At 63.8% G+C, this 18849-nt stretch carries 16 protein-coding genes and 1 pseudogene; 7 read left to right on the plus strand and 10 right to left on the minus strand.

Translation table 11 applies throughout. From position 1 onward, the window contains the following. Positions 1-261: 261 nt before the first annotated feature. The gene (locus RR51_RS17925; protein WP_039614288.1) at positions 262-2070 is read left to right on the plus strand and encodes an ABC transporter ATP-binding protein/permease; all 1809 of its coding nucleotides are present in this window, start codon (positions 262-264) and stop codon (positions 2068-2070) included. Here the strand turns inward: RR51_RS17925 and RR51_RS17930 are convergent. Next, entirely contained in the window at positions 2067-3296 is a 1230-nt protein-coding gene (locus RR51_RS17930) for an MFS transporter (RefSeq protein WP_039614336.1), read from the minus strand. The two genes, RR51_RS17925 and RR51_RS17930, sit on opposite strands and share 4 nt — an antisense overlap. Positions 3297-3595: 299 nt before the next feature. Here RR51_RS17930 and RR51_RS17935 point away from each other — a divergent pair, with 299 nt between their 5' ends. Both RR51_RS17935 and RR51_RS17940 read left to right on the plus strand, forming a co-directional pair. After that, positions 3596-5830 carry a TonB-dependent siderophore receptor gene (locus tag RR51_RS17935; protein WP_039614289.1) on the plus strand — a complete coding sequence of 745 codons (2235 nt, stop codon included), beginning with the start codon at positions 3596-3598 and terminating at the stop codon, positions 5828-5830. A 132-nt stretch (positions 5831-5962) separates the two neighbouring features. Further along, positions 5963-6502 (plus strand): histidine phosphatase family protein, encoded by a 540-nt coding sequence (locus RR51_RS17940; protein ID WP_039614290.1) that lies wholly within the window; start codon positions 5963-5965, stop codon positions 6500-6502. 3 nt (positions 6503-6505) lie between these two features. On the opposite strand, the gene RR51_RS17945 is transcribed toward RR51_RS17940, so the two are convergent. Then, positions 6506-7291, minus strand: coding sequence for a sulfite exporter TauE/SafE family protein (locus tag RR51_RS17945; protein ID WP_013971855.1), 786 nt, complete (start codon positions 7289-7291; stop codon positions 6506-6508). Between the two features lie 218 nt (positions 7292-7509). Next, positions 7510-8103, minus strand: coding sequence for a helix-turn-helix domain-containing protein (locus tag RR51_RS17950; RefSeq protein ID WP_039614291.1), 594 nt, complete (start codon positions 8101-8103; stop codon positions 7510-7512). A 114-nt stretch (positions 8104-8217) separates the two neighbouring features. Between RR51_RS17950 and RR51_RS17955 the strand changes: the two genes are divergently transcribed. From RR51_RS17955 to RR51_RS17965, 3 genes are all read left to right on the plus strand, one after another. Next, on the plus strand, positions 8218-9354 hold the full coding sequence (locus RR51_RS17955) for an NAD(P)/FAD-dependent oxidoreductase (RefSeq protein WP_039614292.1): 1137 nt from the start codon (positions 8218-8220) through the stop codon (positions 9352-9354). Between the two features lie 12 nt (positions 9355-9366). Further along, positions 9367-9744, plus strand: coding sequence for a RidA family protein (locus RR51_RS17960; protein ID WP_025338401.1), 378 nt, complete (start codon positions 9367-9369; stop codon positions 9742-9744). 243 nt (positions 9745-9987) lie between these two features. Then, positions 9988-11052, plus strand: a complete 1065-nt coding sequence (locus RR51_RS17965) for a YkvI family membrane protein (RefSeq protein ID WP_039614293.1) — start codon at positions 9988-9990, stop codon at positions 11050-11052. Between the two features lie 112 nt (positions 11053-11164). On the opposite strand, the gene RR51_RS31975 is transcribed toward RR51_RS17965, so the two are convergent. The 3 genes and pseudogenes from RR51_RS31975 to RR51_RS17975 all read right to left on the minus strand — a co-directional run bounded on the left by RR51_RS31975 (position 11165) and on the right by RR51_RS17975 (position 14072). Continuing rightward, the gene (locus RR51_RS31975; RefSeq protein ID WP_370290711.1) at positions 11165-11905 is read right to left on the minus strand and encodes a methyl-accepting chemotaxis protein; all 741 of its coding nucleotides are present in this window, start codon (positions 11903-11905) and stop codon (positions 11165-11167) included. A 114-nt stretch (positions 11906-12019) separates the two neighbouring features. Then, a pseudogene (gene mcpA, locus RR51_RS31980) lies at positions 12020-13096 on the minus strand (methyl-accepting chemotaxis protein McpA); the annotation flags it as partial. 97 nt (positions 13097-13193) lie between these two features. Next, entirely contained in the window at positions 13194-14072 is an 879-nt protein-coding gene (locus RR51_RS17975) for a LysR family transcriptional regulator (RefSeq protein ID WP_023661323.1), read from the minus strand. A 101-nt stretch (positions 14073-14173) separates the two neighbouring features. Between RR51_RS17975 and RR51_RS17980 the strand changes: the two genes are divergently transcribed. Next, entirely contained in the window at positions 14174-14602 is a 429-nt protein-coding gene (locus tag RR51_RS17980; protein WP_039614294.1) for a PACE efflux transporter, read from the plus strand. Between the two features lie 126 nt (positions 14603-14728). Here the strand turns inward: RR51_RS17980 and RR51_RS17985 are convergent, their stop codons facing one another. The 4 genes from RR51_RS17985 to RR51_RS18000 all read right to left on the minus strand — a co-directional run bounded on the left by RR51_RS17985 (position 14729) and on the right by RR51_RS18000 (position 18724). Next, positions 14729-15790 carry a hypothetical protein gene (locus tag RR51_RS17985; RefSeq protein ID WP_039614295.1) on the minus strand — a complete coding sequence of 354 codons (1062 nt, stop codon included), beginning with the start codon at positions 15788-15790 and terminating at the stop codon, positions 14729-14731. Positions 15791-15979: 189 nt separating this feature from the next. Then, positions 15980-16648, minus strand: a complete 669-nt coding sequence (locus tag RR51_RS17990; RefSeq protein ID WP_003260724.1) for a GntR family transcriptional regulator — start codon at positions 16646-16648, stop codon at positions 15980-15982. Between the two features lie 16 nt (positions 16649-16664). Further along, positions 16665-17369 carry a FadR/GntR family transcriptional regulator gene (locus RR51_RS17995; protein ID WP_015269682.1) on the minus strand — a complete coding sequence of 235 codons (705 nt, stop codon included), beginning with the start codon at positions 17367-17369 and terminating at the stop codon, positions 16665-16667. A gap of 44 nt (positions 17370-17413) precedes the next feature. Further along, entirely contained in the window at positions 17414-18724 is a 1311-nt protein-coding gene (locus RR51_RS18000) for a C4-dicarboxylate transporter DctA (RefSeq protein WP_003260726.1), read from the minus strand. Between the last annotated feature and the right edge of the window lie 125 nt (positions 18725-18849).

The raw sequence follows: 18849 nt of genomic DNA on the forward strand, positions 1-18849 counted from the left end.
TAGTGAAACGATGCATCGCCGATGGTAGTGTGGGGTTTCCCCATGTGAGAGTAGGTCATCGTCAAGATTCATTTCGCAAAACCCCTATCTGCGCATGCAGGTAGGGGTTTTGTCTTTCTGGCCAATAAGCCCCAGACCTGTACAACGCTCCCACAGGGGCCCGCGTAGCTCCGAAAGCAATCATGAAATGTGCGTCATTTATGCCTGACGAATCACAGGTCAATGCTACGCTCGCGGAAATACTCAGCACGGATACCCATCATGGAAATGAACTGGCACCAGGCCTTGCAAGAGAGCCTGAGCTGGCTGGCAATCGCCTCGTTCATCACCCTTGTCTGCTTCATAGCAGCCGCCACACTGGCCGTACGTTGTACGCGCTGGGGCAGCCAGTTCTGGCAGCTTGCCGGGCCCTATTTCAGTTTCAGGCGCAGTTGGCGACCGTTACTGGTATTCGCCCTGCTGCTGGTTCTGACGCTATTCTCGGTGCGTCTGAACGTGCTGTTCTCATTCTGGTACAACGGCTTCTACAGCGCCTTGCAGGGCCTTGACCAAGCCGCCTTCTGGTACCTGCTCGGTGTCTTTGCAGTATTGGCCACCATCCATGTGCTGCGTTCACTGTTCACCTTCTATGTAAGCCAGGCGTTCAGCATCCAATGGCGAGTCTGGCTGACCGAGCGCCTGACCCACGACTGGATGCACGGCGATGCCTACTACCGTGGCCAGTTCCTCGCCGAGCCCGTGGACAACCCTGACCAACGTATCGAACTGGACGTCAACGCCTTTGTCAGCAACTCGGTGACCCTCGCCCTGGGCGCAGTCAGTGCGCTGGTTTCGCTGGTGGCGTTCACCGGCATCCTCTGGGGGCTGTCGGCGCCGCTGGCCGTTGCCGGTGTGGAGATTCCCCGGGCTATGGTGTTTGCCGTGTACCTTTACGTCATCGTCGCCACCTGGATCGCCTTCCGCCTCGGACGACCGCTGATCCGCCTGAACTTCCTCAACGAAAAGCTCACCGCCAACTTCCGTTACGCGCTGATGCGTCTGCGCGAAAATGCCGAGAACATCGCTTTCTACCAGGGCGCGCAGGTCGAGCGGGGCACGTTGCTGGGTCGCTTTGGTGCCTTGATCGTGAATGCCTGGGCGCTAGTTTTCCGGAACCTGAAATTCAACGGTTTCAACCTGGGCGTGAGCCAGGTCGCAGTGGTGTTCCCATTCATTCTGCAGGCACCGCGCTTCTTCAGCGGGGCGATCAAGCTGGGCGACGTCATGCAGACCTCCCAGGCCTTTGGCCAGGTGCAGGATTCGTTGTCGTTCTTCCGCGAGTCGTATGATGCGTTTGCCCAGTACCGGGCCACCCTCGACCGTCTGACCGGCTTCCTCGATGCCAACGAGCAGGCGAGCGCTTTGCCGCGCGTCATCACCGAGGACCAGGAGCATGCCCTGGCGATCAGCCGCCTGCAGGTGCTGCGCCCGGACGGGCATGCCCTTATCACCGACCTGGACCTTGACCTGCATGCCGGCCAGGCGCTGTTGATCAAGGGGCCGTCGGGCAGCGGTAAAACCACGCTGCTGCGTGCGCTGGCGGGACTCTGGCCGTACGCCGAGGGTGAGGTCAGGCGCCCGCTGGGCCACCAGGCGCTGTTCCTGTCGCAGCGGCCGTACCTACCGCTGGGCGATCTGCGCACGGTCATCGCGTACCCGGTGGCCAGCAGACCTGAGGATGAAACGCGGATGCAGCGGGCCTTGCGCCAGGTCAACCTGGCCCACTTGGCCGAGCGACTGGAAGTCAGCTGTGACTGGTCACACATTCTCTCGGTTGGTGAGCAGCAGCGCCTCGCATTTGCCCGGGTGCTGTTCAACCGGCCGCAAGTGGTGTTCCTTGACGAGTCCACTTCGGCCATGGACGAAGGGCTCGAGCATGCCCTGTATTCTCTGCTGCGTACGGAAATGCCGGGGGCATTGCTGGTCAGTGTCGGGCACCGCAGTACACTGGCAGGTTTCCATACCCACCGGCTGGAGGTGGATGGACATGGCGGCTGGTCGCTACTGGAGCAGCAGCCAGCGCTGGCCTAGTTTGGATTGCCGGTGATCGGGGCCGGCCTGAGCAATACGACCCCGATCAGGGTGCCGCCGGCACATGCTGCGCCAAGCAGGAATGTCGCCTTGAAGCCGACCCCGTCCCACAGCAGCCCGGCCACCACGCTGGCCACCAGCAGCGCCACGCCGGTCAGCAGGTTGAACAGGCCGAAGGCTGTACCGCGCAGCTCCGCGGGGGCGCTGTCGGCGATCATGGCGGCAAAGATGCCTTGGCTGAAGCCCAGGTGCAGGCCCCAGGCAGCCACCCCCATGGCCAGCCCGGTCCAGCCCGGCAGCAGGGCCAGCAGCAGGTCTGCGGCGACCAGCAGCCCCAGCCCGGTCATCAGCACGCCCCGGCGGCCTACGCGGTCCGACAGTACCCCCGCTGGGTAGGCTGACAACGAGTAGGCCAGGGCCATGAGCACCAGCACTGCCGGCGCCCACAGCGGCGCCAAGCCCATGTCCTGGGCGCGCAGCAGCAGAAACGCCTCGCTGAAGCGGGCGAGGGTGAACAGCGTGGCCAGGCCGATCAGCCGCCAGTAGGCCGGGCCCAGGCGGGCCAGCTCGTGCAGGGCCAGTGGTGAGCGCACCGGCCGGGTGGTGGCCGGCGTTTCAGGTTCGCGCACGAAGGCGATGAGGATGTACACCGCCACGAACGCCGGAAGCACCGCCACCCAGAACACCGTCTGGAAATGGCTCGCGGTCAGCCACATCAGCACGATCGCCAGCAACGGCCCAAGGAAGGCGCCCACGGTATCCAGCGCCTGGCGCAAGCCGAAGGCTGCACCACGCAGTTCTGCGGGCGTGACGTCGGCCACCAGTGCATCGCGCGGCGCCCCACGAATGCCTTTGCCGACCCGGTCGACGAAGCGTGCTGCGGTCAACCACCCCAGCCCAGAGGCCATGGGGAACACTGGCTTGGTCAACGCACCCAGGCCATAGCCCAGCACCGTAAGCAGCTTGCGCTTGCCCAGCCGGTCGCTGAGGGCACCGGAAAACACCTTGGTGATTGAGGCGGTCGCCTCGGCGATGCCTTCGATAAAGCCCACCGCCACTACCGAGGTGCCAAGCACGGTGACCATGTACAGCGGCAGCAGGGCGTGAATCATTTCCGAGGAGATGTCCATGAACATCGATACGAAGCCCAGCGCCCAGACACTGCGAGGGATCTTTGACAGGGACCTGGTGGCGTTCGTGGCGTGGCTTTCTTCGTGGCTGCGCATCAGGAGGCTCGGCAGAGGGCTACGTTCGAAACTGTAGGAGCCGTCACGCAGGATGCAAATCGGACAGGTGTATGCAAGCATCAGCGCGAATAGCCGGGCTGCGCCGGCAACGCTGTCGTGTCAGCAAAGTTCCGTTACAAACATGTAAACTTCGTAAATAAGATTTAAACTCATTTGCGAATCTCTATATTTACCATCCCTGTTGGCCACCAAACTGTGTTTGCGAGGCCGGTGGGCGAGGGCTCCCGGTTTCCGACAGGGATGTGCCGTTTCGCTCATGAATCGCAGGAGATGTACCCATGCAGTGCAAGACTTCACCCAACAGCCTGGCCCTGGCGTTCGTCGCGCTGGCGTCACCGGCCATGGTGGCCACCGCGGCCCAGGCCGAAGAACAGCGTACGGGTGAGGTGCTGGAGATGCCGGTCGCCGACAGCGCGCTGGTGATCCAGGACACCCTGGTCACCGCCGAGCGCGAGGCACGCCAGGCCTTGGGTACATCGATCATCACCGCCGAAGACATCAAGCGCCACCCGCCGGCCAATGACCTGTCCGACATCATCCGCCGCGAGCCCGGGGTCAACCTGACCGGCAACAGCGCCAGCGGCGCGCGTGGCAACAACCGGCAGATCGACCTGCGCGGCATGGGCCCGGAAAACACCCTGATCCTCATCGACGGCAAGCCATCCAGCGCACGCAATGCCGTGCGCTATGGCTGGAACGGCGACCGCGATACCCGCGGTGAAACCAACTGGGTACCGGCAGAAGCGGTCGAGCGTATCGAGATCCTGCGTGGCCCGGCGGCCGCACGTTACGGCTCCGGCGCCATGGGCGGGGTGGTCAATATCATCACCAAACGGCCCACCGATGAACTCAAGGGCAGCGTCAGCCTGTACACCCAGCTGCCGGAAGACAGCGCCGAGGGCACCAGCCGCCGGGCCAACTTCAACCTGGGCGGCGGCCTGACCGACAACCTCGGCTTCCGCCTGTACGGCGGTCTGGCCAAGACCGATGCCGACGACCTGGACATCAATGCCGGGCATGCCACCAGTGCGCTGGTGGCGGGCCGCGAAGGCGTACGCAACAAGGACATCAATGGCCTGCTGAGCTGGAAGCTGAACGACGAGCACCGCCTCGAGGCCAGTGCCGGCTATAGCCGCCAGGGCAATATCTTTGCCGGTGACACCATGAACAGCAACGGCGGTGGTGACGTCGAATTCGTGTCCAGCTTGTACGGCCACGAAACCAATGTGATGCAGCGCAGTACCTACGACCTGACCCACCTGGGCGATTTCACCTGGGGTACCAGCAAGACCGTGCTGGCCTACGAGTACGTGCGCAACTGGCGTCTGAACGAGGGCCTGGCAGGCCGTACCGAAGGTGCTCCCAATGCTGAAGGCGCCGCCATGTCGCGCCTGCGCAACACGCGCCTGAGCAGCGAAGTGAACCTGCCATTCGCCATGGGCAGCACCGAGCATGTGCTGACCCTGGGCGGCGAGTACCTGTACGAAACGCTCAATGATCAGGGCTCGCTGCGCCCACAAAGCTCGGACCCCACGGGTAATGACGGGCTCGTCGGTTTCGACCGCAGCAGCTCGAAGACGACCGCCCGCAGCTATGCGCTGTTCGTCGAGGACAACATCATTGTCGGCGACACCACCATTACCCCGGGCCTGCGTTTCGACCACCACGAAACCTTTGGCGACAACTTCAGCCCCAGCCTGAACCTGTCGCACAAGCTGACCGAAGCACTGTCGGTCAAAGGCGGTATCGCGCGCGCCTACAAGACCCCGAACCTGTACCAGTCCAACCCCAACTATTTGCTGTACAGCCGCGGCAATGGTTGCAGCGTGCAGCAGACCAACAACGGTGGCTGCTACCTGCAGGGCAACGCCGACCTCAAGCCCGAGATCAGCGTCAACAAGGAAATCGGCCTGATGTACGACCGGGGTACCTGGCGCACCAGTGCCACCTACTTTCGCAACGACTACAAGAACAAGATCGTCGGTGATACCGATGTGTTGTACACCATCGGCACCGGCAGCCGCGTGACCCAGTGGGACAACGCCGGCAAGGCGCGGGTGGAGGGTATCGAAGGCAACCTGTTCATCGAGCTGACCCCGGCCCTGGACTGGAACACCAACCTGACCTGGATGCTCGACAACGACAACCGCGAGACCGGCGAGCCACTGTCGGTGATCCCGGAATACACCGTCAACACCACCCTCGACTGGCGCGCCACCGAGAAGCTGTCGTTCCAGGTGGCGGGTACCTATTTCGGCAAGCAGAAGTCGCCGACCTTCAACGACCGCACCCAGCAAAGCTACGACAAGGCCGCGCAACAGGATGTGGAAGCCTACGGCCTGGTGGACGTGAGCGCCGGGTACAAGTTCAGCGCCAACTACGACGTGCGGGTGGGGGTGAACAACGTGTTCGACAAGCAGATCCTGCGTGGTGGCAACGCCAGTACTTCGGGCGCCAATACCTATAACCAGCCAGGCAGGGCGGTGTTCGCTGCGCTGAATATCACCTTCTGACATCGGGGGTGCTGTACGGCCCATTCACCGGCAAACCGGGGAACACTGGCGCAGGCAGTGCCATATTTCTTGCGGCAAAAAGTGCCGCAGCGTGCTAAACCTTGCGCCTCAACCCGCCATGAGAAAAACCCGGTGAAAGCCGTCCGCCTGACGCTGATCTGCCATGCCCTGACCCAAGCCCAGAAGACCGGGCGACTGCACCGTGCCGAAGACGGCATCCTTCCACTCGGCCAACAGCCTTTCGCCGACCTTTCCGGTGTGCCGGTGCTGACTGCACCAGAGCGGCGAGCCTGCGAGACAGCGGCGAGGTTTTCGGGGCCGGTGCAGGTCGAGCCGGCATTGGCCGATTGCGACCTGGGGCGTTGGCAAGGGCTGACACTGAAGCAACTGCAGGCCGAGCAATCGCAGGCGTTGACCGAATGGCTTCAGGACCCGGCCAGTGATGTTCACGGCGGCGAGTCGTTCGCCGTGCTTTGCCAGCGTATCGCCGCCTGGCTGGCGGCCTTCGACAGGCCTGGTGAATGGCTGGCAGTTACCCACCCGATGGTGATGCGCGCCGTGCTTGTACAAGTACTTGGCTGCCCGATGAGCGCCAGCCAGCGGGTCGACGTGTTGCCCCTGTCGCGTCTGGAGCTGAGCTTTACCGGGCAGTGGCGCCTGCGCCTGGGCTGAAGGTCAGAACGCCAGCTTGTAGCCAATCAGCAACAGCATCGCCGCCAGGCACGGGCGCAGCACGCGGTCGGAAATCCGCCCGGTGAGGTGGCTGCCCAGGTAGATGCCTGGCAGCGAGCCCAGCAGCAGGTAACCCAGCAGCGACCAGTCCATGTTGCCCATCCCCGCATGGCCCAGCCCTGCCACCAGGGTCAGCGGCACCGCGTGGGCGATTTCGGTACCGACCAGGCGGCGGGTGACCAGGAACGGGTACAGCAGGAACAGCGCCACGGTACCCAGTGCGCCAGCGCCGATGGAAGTAAGGGTGACCATCACCCCCAGCACCACGCCGGTAAGCACGGTAAGGGTATTCAGGCTGCGGTCGCTGAGGTGATAGTGGTCACCGGCATGGCGGCTGGCGAAGGCCTGCAGACGCGATTTGAACAGGATGGCCAGCGCGGTCAGGATCAGGACCACCGCCAGGCCTTGCTTGATGACGGCGTTGAGCGCCGATGTGTCGGTGTGCAGGGTGCTGAGGAACCACAGGGTCAGCGCCGCGGCGGGCACGCTACCCAGGCTGAGCAGGCCGGTGATCTTCCAGTCGACGTTCTTGTTGCGCGCATGCACCCAGACGCCACTGGCCTTGGTGATGGCGGCATAGAGCAGGTCGGTACCGACGGCCGTTGCCGGGCTGATGCCGAACCACAACAGGATCGGGGTCATCAGCGAGCCGCCACCGACGCCGGTCATGCCGACGATGAAACCCACGACCAGGCCTGCAATGGTGAAACCGAAAGAACCTACATCCATACGCTACTCGACCGCCCAACTTTGCCCGTTATCGGATGCAGCCAGCATATAGATTTTTTTATAGCCAAATAGACTTGTTCGTTATTAGGTTATAACCAGGTGCTGCCTGCCAGGGCCCTATCAAGCCGCCTCCCACACCCACCGCATCAACCTTAAGGCCTGTGCCGTACCTGTGGGAGCTGGCTTGCCGGCGATAGGCCCTGGCAGGCAGCACCGGGTCAGCGATCAGTCATCACCACCATCACATGCGCATCTGCGCCATCGTCACTTTCCGACAGGTAGATATGTCCCACCTGGCTGTCGAAATACGCCGTCTCCTGCGGCCCGATGCTCACCGCTTCCCCGGTTTCGAACTCGATACGAACGCGCCCGCTCAGTACCAGCGCGAACTCTTGGCCCGGGTGGCGGATAAAATCGTCGAACTCGCCACGTTCACGGGCAATGATGCGGGCATAGGCGGGTGTCATGCGCCGTTCAGGGAAGTCGCCGGCAATCGGGTGATAGTCATAGGTGCCGGTCGAGTAGCCAGCCGCCGCTGGCAGTGAATCGACCACCACCGTCACCGGCACTGGTGCGGTTACCGTGCCGCTGGCGCGCAACAGCTGGGCAATGTCGACGTTCAGCGCCCGGGCGGCGGCGGCGAGTTTTTCGTAGCTGACCGAGACCTGCGCCAGCTCCATCTTTGACAAGGTGGACAGCGGGACGCCACTGGCTTCGGACAATTGCTTGAGTGTCATCTGACGCGCCTTGCGCACCTGGCGCAGGCGCTGGCCGACTACGGCACGGTCCAGCAAGGGTAGGGCAGCGGGCATTCGGGGGTCTCGGCATGAAGCGTTAGTCGGGCATCTTACCTTGGACCCTTGCGTATTCGTAAATTCTCATATATTAGAATTCTCATATATGAAAATTCCCTGGCAGGAGCGTGCATGATCCCGATCTACGACACCCTCATCATCGGCGCAGGCATCGCTGGTGCATCCCTCGGTTATCGCCTGGCCGGGCGGCAGAAGGTGCTGCTGCTCGAGCGCGAAGCGCAGCCTGGCTACCATTCCACCGGGCGTTCGGCAGCCATGTTCATGGAGGCCTACGGCACTCCGCAGATACAGGCGCTGACCCGCGCCAGCCGGGCCTTCTACGAAGCACCACCGCAAGGGTTCTGCGAGCACCCGCTGCTGGAACCGCGCGGCTGCCTGTACGTCGCCAGCCTGGAACAGCGCACGCTGCTCGAGCAGACCCACGCACAGAACCTGGGCAACGGCACCGAAGTCAGCCTGCTCGACCGCGACGCAGCCCTGGCCCTGGTACCGAGCCTGCGTGCCGAGAACCTGGCCGGCGCGGTGCTTGAAGCGGGCGCAATGGACCTGGACGTACATGCCCTGCACCAGGGCTTCTTGCGCGGCTATCGCGCCGCTGGCGGTGAATTGCGCTGTAACGCCGAGCTGATCCAGGCCTGGTACCTGGATGACCTGTGGCAGGTGCAGTTGGGCGATGGCAGCCGGGTACAGACGCGCCAGCTGGTAAATGCCGCTGGCGCTTGGGCCGACCGAGTGGCCGAGCAGTGCGGGGTGGCGCGCATCGGCCTGCAACCCTGCCGGCGCAGTGCCTTCACTTTCCCCGGCCCGGCAGACCAGGATTTCGCCCGCTGGCCGGCGGTGATCGGCGTAGACGAAAGCTTCTACTTCAAGCCCGACGCCGGCCAGCTGTTGGGGTCGCCGGCCAATGCCGACCCGGTCGAACCCCAGGACGCCGCGCCCGAGGAGCTCGACGTGGCTTTGGGCATCTACAACATCGAAGCCATGACCACCCTGTCGATCCGCCGGCCGAGCCACACCTGGGCCGGGCTGCGTTCGTTCGTCGCCGACGGCGACCTGGTGATCGGTTTCGATGTGCACGCGCCAGCGTTCTTCTGGCTGGCGGCACAAGGTGGCTATGGCATCCAGTCGGCTGCGGGCGCCTCGCGCCTGGCTGCCGACCTGCTGCTGGGCCTGCCCCTGTGTCCCGGCCTTGTCAGCCAAGGGGTGGTGCCCGAGCGCCTGTCCCCGGCCCGTTTCCAGCAACCCTGAAAGGAGCATCCCATGAGCAATGATATCCAGCGTTTCCCCAGCAGCCTGCCGTTCCCGTTCTCCCGAGCGGTGAAAGCCGGCGGCTTCCTGTTCCTCTCCGGCCAGGTGCCGATGAGTGCTGGCGGCGAAGTGGTGCGCGGTGACATCCAAACCCAGACTCGCGCCGCCTGCGAGCGCATTGGCGAAAGCCTGGCGGCCTGCGGCGCGCGTTTCGACCAGGTGGTCAAGGCCACCGTGTGGCTGTCGGACATGAGCCACTTCGCCGGCTTCAACGAGGTGTACAAGGAGTTCTTCGGCGCAGCGCTGCCGGTGCGCTCGACCGTGGCGTCGGCATTGGCGCTGGGGGTGGATGTGGAGATCGAAGTGCAGGCGTTCGTCGGCGACGCCTGAGCGGGCAGAAATCTGCGCATGAACAACTGTCTTGCGCAAAACCTGGAAGATTGCCTGGCCCTGTGGGAGCGGGTTCACCCGCGAACACCGGCGTAGCCGGTGCCATGCAGCGCGGTGCCCTCTTCGCGGGTGAACCCGCTCCCACAGGGCCAGCGCTGCATTCAAGGACGGTGGATTACCTGTAGGAGCGGCGGTCTGACTTGCCCGCCAAAAAGCAAAACAACAATAAATCCAGAGGTTCACATGCAAGAGCAGCTGAAGATTGCCGGCGCGTTTGTCGGCGTGATCGTGGGGGCGGGGTTCGCTTCGGGGCGGGAACTGTTGTTGTTCTTTGTCGATTTCGGTGTGTGGGGGCTGGTCGGTGCGCTGGTCAGCGCAGCCTTGTTCACCTTCCTCGGCATGGCCCTGGCGGGGCTGGGCAATCGCCAGCAGGCCACTTCGCACAAGGATGTGATCCAGGCCATCTGCGGCCGTCACCTGGGCCTGTTCGTCGACTGGCTGATTACCTTTTTCATGTTTGCCGTCACCGTGGTCATGCTGGCCGGTGGTGGTGCCTTGCTGGAGCAGCAGTTCGGTATCCCGGCGCTGGCCGGCAGCGTCCTGGTGACGCTGGTTGTGGTGGGCATCGTGTGCCTGGATGTGCGCAGGGTGATCCTCGCCATTGGTGCCATCACGCCGTTGCTGATCCTGGTGGCCTCGGCGATTGCGTTGTACGCCGTGTTCAGCCGGGAACAGAGCTTCGCCCAGCTCGACCAGCTGGCCAGCCAGCAACAGGCGGGCGCCCGTCACTGGCTGCTGGGGGCGTTCCTGTACGTGTCGTACAACATCGTTGCCGGCGCGCCGATCCTGGCCATCCTGGGTGGGTCGGCCAAGGGCGAGCGAACCGCGGTATGGGGTGGCCTGCTTGGTGGCGCAGCACTGGGCGGCCTGATGCTGGTGATGAGTGCCGGGCTGTTGTCGCGCCTGGACAGCGTGGCTGACCTGCCGATGCCGATGCTGTCGATCGCCAACGAAGTATCGCCACTGCTGGGGCTGGTGATGTGCCTGATTATCTTCGGCATGATCGTCAACACTGCGGTGGGTACGTTGTTCTCGTTTCTCTCGCGGCTGATGCCGGCGGGTACGGTGAGGTTTCGCTGGGGCTCGGTGGTGGCCGGCGTGGCGGCGTTCGGATGCAGCCTGGTGGGGTTCATCAGCCTGGTGGGTGAGGTGTACCCGCTGTTCGGCTACCTGGGTTTCGTGTTGATGGCGGCGGTGCTGCTGGCCTGGGGCCGGCGGAGCAAAGTGGTTAAAGCGGCGGTGGCGTAGGGGGCTGCTGCGCAGCCCGATCGCGACACAAGGCCGCTCCCACAAGGATCGCATGGCACCTGTGGGAGCGGCCTTGCGTCGCGATTGGGGCGCAGAGCGCCCCCCTGGGCCATCAGATTCTGAAGCTGCCTACCAGCTGCTTCAGGCGCCCGGCCTGCTGGGCCAGTTGGTCACAATGGCGCAGGGTCTCGTTGAGGTTCTCCACCCCTTGCTGGTTCAGGGCGTTGATCTGGGTGATGTCCAGGTTGAGGCTCTCGACCACGGCGGTCTGCTCTTCGGTAGCGGTAGCCACCGACTGGTTCATGCCATCGATCTCGCCAATACGCTGGGTCACGCTGGCCAGGCGCTCGCCGGCCTGGTTGGCCACCTGCACGGTCTGCTCGCTGGAAACCTGGCTGGTGTTCATGGTGTGCACCGCTTCGCGCGAGCCTACCTGCAGGCTGGTGATCATGCGGTGGATTTCTTCCGCCGATTCCTGGGTGCGGTGCGCCAGGTTGCGTACCTCGTCGGCCACCACGGCAAAGCCACGGCCGGCCTCACCGGCACGCGCCGCTTCGATGGCGGCGTTCAGCGCCAGCAGGTTGGTCTGCTGCGAGATGCCCTTGATCACGTCGAGGATCTTGCCAATTTCGTCAGTGCTGGCGTTGAGCGTTTCGATTTGCGCGCAGGACTCGCTGATGCGCTGCGACAGGGCGGTCATGGCGCTGATCGCTTCTTCGACCACTTCACGGCCACCGTGGGCCTGCTCGCTGGCACCGCTGGCATGCTGCGAGGCATCGGCGGCGTTGCGGGCGATCTCCTGGGTGGCAGCACCCAACTCGTTGATCGCTGCGGCCACGCTGTTGGTGCGCATGCTTTGCTCTTCGGAACCGATGATCGACGCATTGGAGGCATTGACCACCTTCTCCGACAGATCGTGCACCAGGCGGGTTGCCGAGGACACTTCGCTGATCGAGGCATGAATGCGCTCGACGAAGCGGTTGAACGAAGTGGCCAGTTCGCCGAACTCGTCCTTGTTCTGCACGGTCAGGCGGCGGGTAAGGTCACCTTCTCCCTCGGCGATGTCGCGCATGGCGCGGCCCATGGTGGTCAGCGGGCTCATCAGTATCGGGATCAGCAGGCCGAGCAGGCCGGCGATGGCAGCCACCGCAATCAGCATCGCGATGATCGCCGAGGTGCGGAACTGGCTGAGCGCAGCGTAGGCCTTGTCCTTGTCGATCGACAGGCCGATGTACCACTGTGCCGAAGGCAGGCCGGCCACCGGGGCGAAGGAAATGATGCGGTCCTGGCCATTGAGGGTGACATCCTGCATGCCGGCGGCGACTCGCAGGTTGCTGCCAGGGTAGATGTCCTTGAGGTTCTTCATCACCTGGTCTTTGTCGGGGCTGACGATCACCTGGCCATTGCTGTCGGCCAGGAAGGCGTGGCCGATGCCGCCGAAATCGACCGAGTTGATGATCTCGACCAGGGTGTCGAGGGTGACGTCACCGCCGACCACGCCGATCAGCTCGCCATTGTTCTTGCTTTTCACTGGCGTGGCGATGGTTACCATCAGGCCGCCGACAGCCCCCTGGTACGGGGCAGTCAGCACGGTCTGCCCGGCGCTGGCCGCGGCGCCGTACCACGGGCGCTGACGTGGGTCGTAACCGGCGGGCATCTGCGCATTGGGGCGTTGGGTGAACGCACCGGTGGCCTGGCCCAGGTAAGTGAACAGGAAATTACGCGTATAGGATGGCTGCTCGATCAGTCCTTCCAGGGTATCGCCAGCGCCTTGCTGGGCGATGTCCTGGGCCAGGTTTTCCAGCACCAGGATGCGCCCGCTCATCCAGTTCTGCACACTACTGGCGGTCAGTGCGCCCGACTGCTGCACCGAAGCTTCGATGTTCTGGCGGATGGTATTGCGTTGCAGGTAGTCGTTGTAGAGCGTGAACAGGGCAAATGCCAGGACCACGACACCGCAGGCGCTGAGCAGGATCTTGTGGCGAAATTTCAGGTTCATGTTTCGAGACCTTGGGCCAATGAGGGGAGGGCGCAGCGCGCTCATGACGCATTGCGGAACCTATCGTTCGGGATATCGGCTCAAGGGGTAAAAGATTGAAGTGCTTACAGAAATTTCTTACGGTCATTTCGACGGACGGTATTCACTGGCTACACAACTGCTCGATCAACAGGCGTGCAGCCTGCTGCAACGGTTGTTGCTTGCGCCAGAAGATGTGTACCGGCAACTGCAGCTCGTTGCGGGTGTTGCGAAAATCCAGGCGCACCAGGCGCCCGCTGGCCAGCAGTGGCGCGACCCTCGACAGCGGCAAGTCGCCCCAGCCCAGGCCGGCCTCGACCATCTGCAGGGCGAGGTCGAAGCTGTCGGTTGACCAGTGCGTGGCGCCTATCAACGGGCGTGGGTCTGTCACCGGAAGGTCATGGCTACGCACCAGGATCTGGCGCACTCGGGTCAGGTCTTCGAGGTAGTGGATACGCCCCTCGCGCAAGGCCGGGTGAGCGGGGGACAATGTGGCCACCAGCGATTCCATGCCGATGTGCTGGAAGCCGCGACGGGCATCGACCTGCAGCCCGGCAAAAGCCACGCAAAGGTCGGCGCGGCCACTGTCCAGCAGGTGTACGGCCTCTTCCTGCGGGGCGCTGAGCAGGGCGATGTCCAGCAGCGGGTGCCGCTCACCCAGGTGAGCGATGGCCGCCAGCAGCGGGCGGTGGTCGATGTCCGGCACCACGGCCAAGGTCAGGCTGCTCTCCAGCCCCTGGGACAGTTCCAGGGCATGCACCTGCAGCAGCCCCAGTTGTTCGGCGATCAACCGGGCATGAGGTTCCAGCGCCTTGGCCTCGGCGGTGGGGCGGACTTCCCGTGGGCCGCGCTCGAACAGGGTGTAGCCCAGTTCGGCCTCGAGGTTGCCGATGGCCATGCTCACGGCCGAAGGCACCCGCTGCAGGGCCCGTGCAGCGGCGGAAAACGAACCGCGGTCGAGCACGGCGAGAAACAGCTGGATATTGTCGCTGGAAAAGTTCATGGCAGCCTCCTGTCAGAAGATCTGATAGCTGCTGACTTTTGCTGTCAAGAGTGATGAAGCATGATCGCGCCCCATCGCTTTGTCATTGGAGGTAATCCCGGGTGCAGGGACTCAAACGCAAACTCGTCTACGTGACTCTCTATGAACTGATCGGGCTGTGCATGTCGACCCTCGGGCTGGCCTACCTGTCGGACACCCAGGCATCGCATACCGGGCCTCTGGCGGTGATGATCACTACCATCGCCATGCTCTGGAACCTGATCTACAACACCCTGTTCGAGTGGTGGGAGAGCCGCCAGGCCACGCGCGGGCGCAGTGTGGCACGGCGGGTGGCGCATGCCATCGGCTTCCAGCTGACCCTGGTGGTGTACCTGATCCCGCTGATTGCCTGGTGGCTGGACATGACATTGCTGGAGGCGTTGCTGGTGGACATGGCGTTTATCGTGCTGGTGCCGTGCTACACCTTTGCCTACAACTGGGCGTTTGACCGGATCTTTGGCTTGCCCAGTTCTGCGTTGGCTACGGCCTGACGCATTACCTGTGGCGGCCTCTTCGCGGGCACGCCCGCTCCCACAGGATCTCCACAGTTCTCAAGGCCTGTGATACCCCTGTGGGAGCGGGCGAGCCCGCGAAGAGGCCGGCACAGAAAACCACTACTAAGGCGGCAAGCGAATGATCAAAGGCTCCTGCTGCTGCTTCACCTGCTGCTCAACCGGTTGTTCCTCCGTCCTCGGTACACTGGCCAGCAAGCTGTCCTCGACCTGCCCCGAAAGGTAGTACACCCCCGACATGGCCCCGCTCTGGCGGTTCTCCATCAACTCCTGCCATTCCTGGTTCAGCGCCACGTTGAGGATCACCCGCAACTGCTCGACCATCTGCGGGTGTTCGCGGTCATGGGTCATGACCCCATAGCCGGCCGCCGCAATCGAAATCATCGCCCCCGCCACTTTGCCCACTGCCGACGCCACGGCACTGGCGATGCCGCGCGGAGCCAGGGTGGCGCCGAGCTTTTCGCTGGCCTGGTTGGCCACCGAGTTCAACCCGACATCGGTCTTGCCCGGGCCTTTGCTGGCCTGCTGGTGCAGATGCTGGCGCATGGCTTGCCAGGCAGGTTGCTGGGCCAGCGACTTGGCCCGCAGCAGCTGGTAAAGGCTGGCATTGCGCGCATCCGGTGGCCCCAGGGCGATGGCGGGAATGCGGTTGAGGCGCTGGCTGAACTGCTCGGGGGGAGCGTTGTAGCGGCTGATGATGGCCGGCAGCTGCTGGCCGAGCAGTTGCAGGTACAGCTCGCTGGCGCGGTCGCGAATGCCTTCGGGGTTGATCTGCTCGGCCACCGGTTCGATCACCCGCTTGTGGTACTGCTCCTGCAGGTACAGCGCCAGGCGCTTTTCCGCCGGCTCCCGGCCTTCACCGCTGTCGATCTTGTACCAGGCCACCTTGAGGGTCAGCCACTGCTGGGTCCAGTAGCCGGTAAACCAAGGGATGAAGTCGCTTTCGGTACGCTGCTGTACCTGTTCCTTCCACACCCGCATGGAACGGCGTGCATAGTCGTTGGCCGAGCTGCCGGCGCCGACCGAGGCTTCGATCAGTTCCTGGTCGATGCGTTGCCAGGTGGCGGTGGTGAGCACCACCGGTGGCGGCGGGACAGGTGGGGGCTTGCCTGCGCAACCGGCCAAGGCCAGCAGCAGGCACAGCAGCAGGAGGGCTCGAGTGCTCACGCAACCGCCTCCCTGATAGAGGCTGGGGTGGTTCTCGGAGTATAGGGTGGGGGGTGAAGGGCTGCCGTGCAGCCTATCGGCCGTTCAGGATCAACGCAGATTTCTGCGTGAACGCGGTCCCTGTGGGGCGGCCCTTTCGCGACACAAGGCCGCTCCCACAGGGACCGCGTTCACCAGAAAGAGCGTGGGTCATTCCAGGTCGAGCTTTTCTTCCAGGCGGTCGAGGTGCTTGTGCATCAGGCCCAGCGCCGCCTCGGCATCGCCATGCTCCACGGCATCGATGATCGCTGCATGTTCCTCCCACGCGCAGTGGTCGCAGCAAGGCGACTCGTAACGGGCGATGATCAGCGAGGTCATCGGCACCAGCCCATTGAGAAACCGCGCCAGTGGCGCATTGGCAGCCACCTGCGCCAGTTTCAGGTGAAACTCGCCGCCCAGGCGGATCGCCGCACAACGCTCGCCGTTTTCATGGTGCTGGCGCTCGCGCTCCACCAGTTGCCGCAGCTGGCGAATCTGTACCGGCCGGGCGCGTTGCGCGGCCAGGGTGATCAGCGTGGTTTCGGCCAGACGCCGGGCGCTGAGCACCTGGCGTGCCTGCTCTGGGTCGGGCACGGCCAGATGCGCAGTGTGGCTGGGGCGTTGCACCACCACCTGCTGGTCGGACAGGCGCCCGAGCACACGGCGGATCACTGTACGGCTGACACCAAAGGCATGGCCCAGCGCCTGTTCGGGCAACAGGCTGCCAGGTGGCAGGCGCTGTTCGAGGATGGCATCGAACAGCCGCGGGTAGATCTGCTCGGCCGACAGGCGGGTTTCGCCGGCCGCGAGCAGGGCCGGCAAGTGAGGGGCGGCGTTCATGGTCGCTCTCCTGGGGTCATGGATGCGGGTGTTCGTCCGGGATGTTCAACGGGATGCCCATGCGCAACCCTTCGGCCAGGATGTGCTGGCGCATCTGGGCACTGGCCTGGGCGCTGCTGCGCTCACGTATGGCGCGCACCACCGCTTCGTTTTCCTTCAGCCGCGCGGCCAGGTGCTCTGGCGAATTGCGCAGCATGTCAGCGCTTTGCTTGAGGGCATTGCCGGTCTGTTGCACCACGCTCTGGAAGATCGGGTTGGTGGTCAGGGCGAACAGCGCTTCATGAAAGGCGATGTAGGCCCTGACGCCGGCTTCGCTGTCATCGGCCTCCAGCGCTTCACGCATGTCCATCAGGGTCAGGCGCAGCTGGCCGATGTCCTGGCTGTTGGCCGACTGCGCCACCAGGCCGACGATGAAGGGCTCAAGGGTGTAGCGCAGCTCCAGCACGTCGGCCAGGCTGGCTGCGGCGCTGGTGTCCAGGCCCGGTTCCTGGGTGGCGGCATCGACATCCAGTACCAGCACACCCTTGCCTGGCAGCGAACGCACCAGGCCCAGGGTTTCCAGCACGGTCACCGCTTCGCGCAGGCTGGGGCGGCTGATGCCCAGTTGTTCGGCCAGTTCGCGCTGGCCTGGCAGCATGTCGCCGGTACGCCATTGGCCTCGGGCCAGGGCCTGGCGCAGTTTTTCCACCACTGAGTTGACGACGGTAGATGAGCTGATCACGGTTCGCTCCTGGAAGGGCCGGCATCAGTGCCGGCCACGTTCGCTCAGAATTCCTGTTGATGGGGGTTGGGCTGCTTGCGTGGCGTGGGGGCGAAGCCGGGTTTGCCGTCGAGCACGTTGTGCGCGCGTTCCAGGTCGATGTCCTTCTCCCAGCGGGCGATGGCCACGGTGGCCACGCAGTTGCCGATCAGGTTGGTCAGCGCCCGGCCGATGCCCATGAACCAGTCCACCGCCAGTACCAGTACCAGGCCGACCACCGGGATCGCCGGCACGGCGGTCAGGGTAGCGGCAAGGATCACCAGCGCCGAGCCTGGGATGCCGTGAGCGCCCTTGGAAGTCACCAGCGACACCAGCAGGATGGTCAGCAGGTCGGTCATTGCCAGTGGCGTGCCGGTGGCGTTGGCAATGAACACGATGGCCAGGGTCAGGTAGATGGAGAAGCCATCGAGGTTGAACGAATAACCGGTGGGGATCACCAGGCCGACGGTGGAGCTGCCGATGCCCAGGTGCTCGAGCTTGCGCATGATCTGTGGCAGTACGGCGTCGGACGAGGCGGTGCCCAGCACGATGGTCAGTTCTTCACGCAGGTACTTGATCAGCGGCAGCAGCTTCAGCCCCGACAGGCGCATGACCGTGCCCAGCACGATCAGTACAAAGCCGGCACAGGTCAGGTAGAACAGCGCCACCAGCCCGCCCAGGTGCTGCAGCGACTCCAGGCCGTACTTGCTGGTGGTGAAGGCGATGGCGCCGAACACGCCGATCGGTGCCAGGCGCACGATCATGCCCATGATGCGGAAGATCACGTGGCTCAGTTCGTTGATCAGCCGCGAGATGCCGGCTGCCGAGTCACCCACCAGGTTCAGCGCGCTACCGAACAGTACCGAGAACAGCAGCACCTGGAGGATGTTGTTGTCGGCAAAGGCGCCGATCACCGAGGTGGGGATCAGGTCCATGAAGAACGCCGTGGCACCGTGGATGTGCTGGCCGCGCTCGGCCAGGCTGCTGGCGTCGGCGCTGGACAGTTGGTCCAGGTGGATATTGGCGCCGCTGCCAATGCCGCTGGTGAAGGCGAACACCAGGCCGATCACCAGCGCCAGGGTGGTCAGCACTTCGAAGTAGATCACCGACTTCAGGCCGATGCGCCCGACCTTTTTCAGGTCGCCGGCGCCCGAGATACCGCTGACCACCACGCAGAACACGATCAGGCCGATGAGCATCTTGATCAGCTTGATGAAGCCGTCGCCAAGGGGTTTGAGTTGCAGGGAAAGGTCGGGGAAGCTGAGACCGCAGGCGATGCCGAGGGCAAGGCCGAGCACGACTTGAAGGAAGATCGAACGCGAGCACCATTTGAGCATGGGAGGGATCTCTGATCGGTGTCCTTGCTTCGGTAGCCGCACGGGGCGAAAGAGCGCAGGACTTAATTATTGTGGTCTTACCGGTTTGTTCAGCGCGAAGCCATGAAAGCGCGAAAAATCCGACA

The organism is Pseudomonas sp. C5pp, assembly GCF_000814065.1.
Taxonomy (GTDB): Bacteria; Pseudomonadota; Gammaproteobacteria; order Pseudomonadales; family Pseudomonadaceae; genus Aquipseudomonas; species Aquipseudomonas asiatica.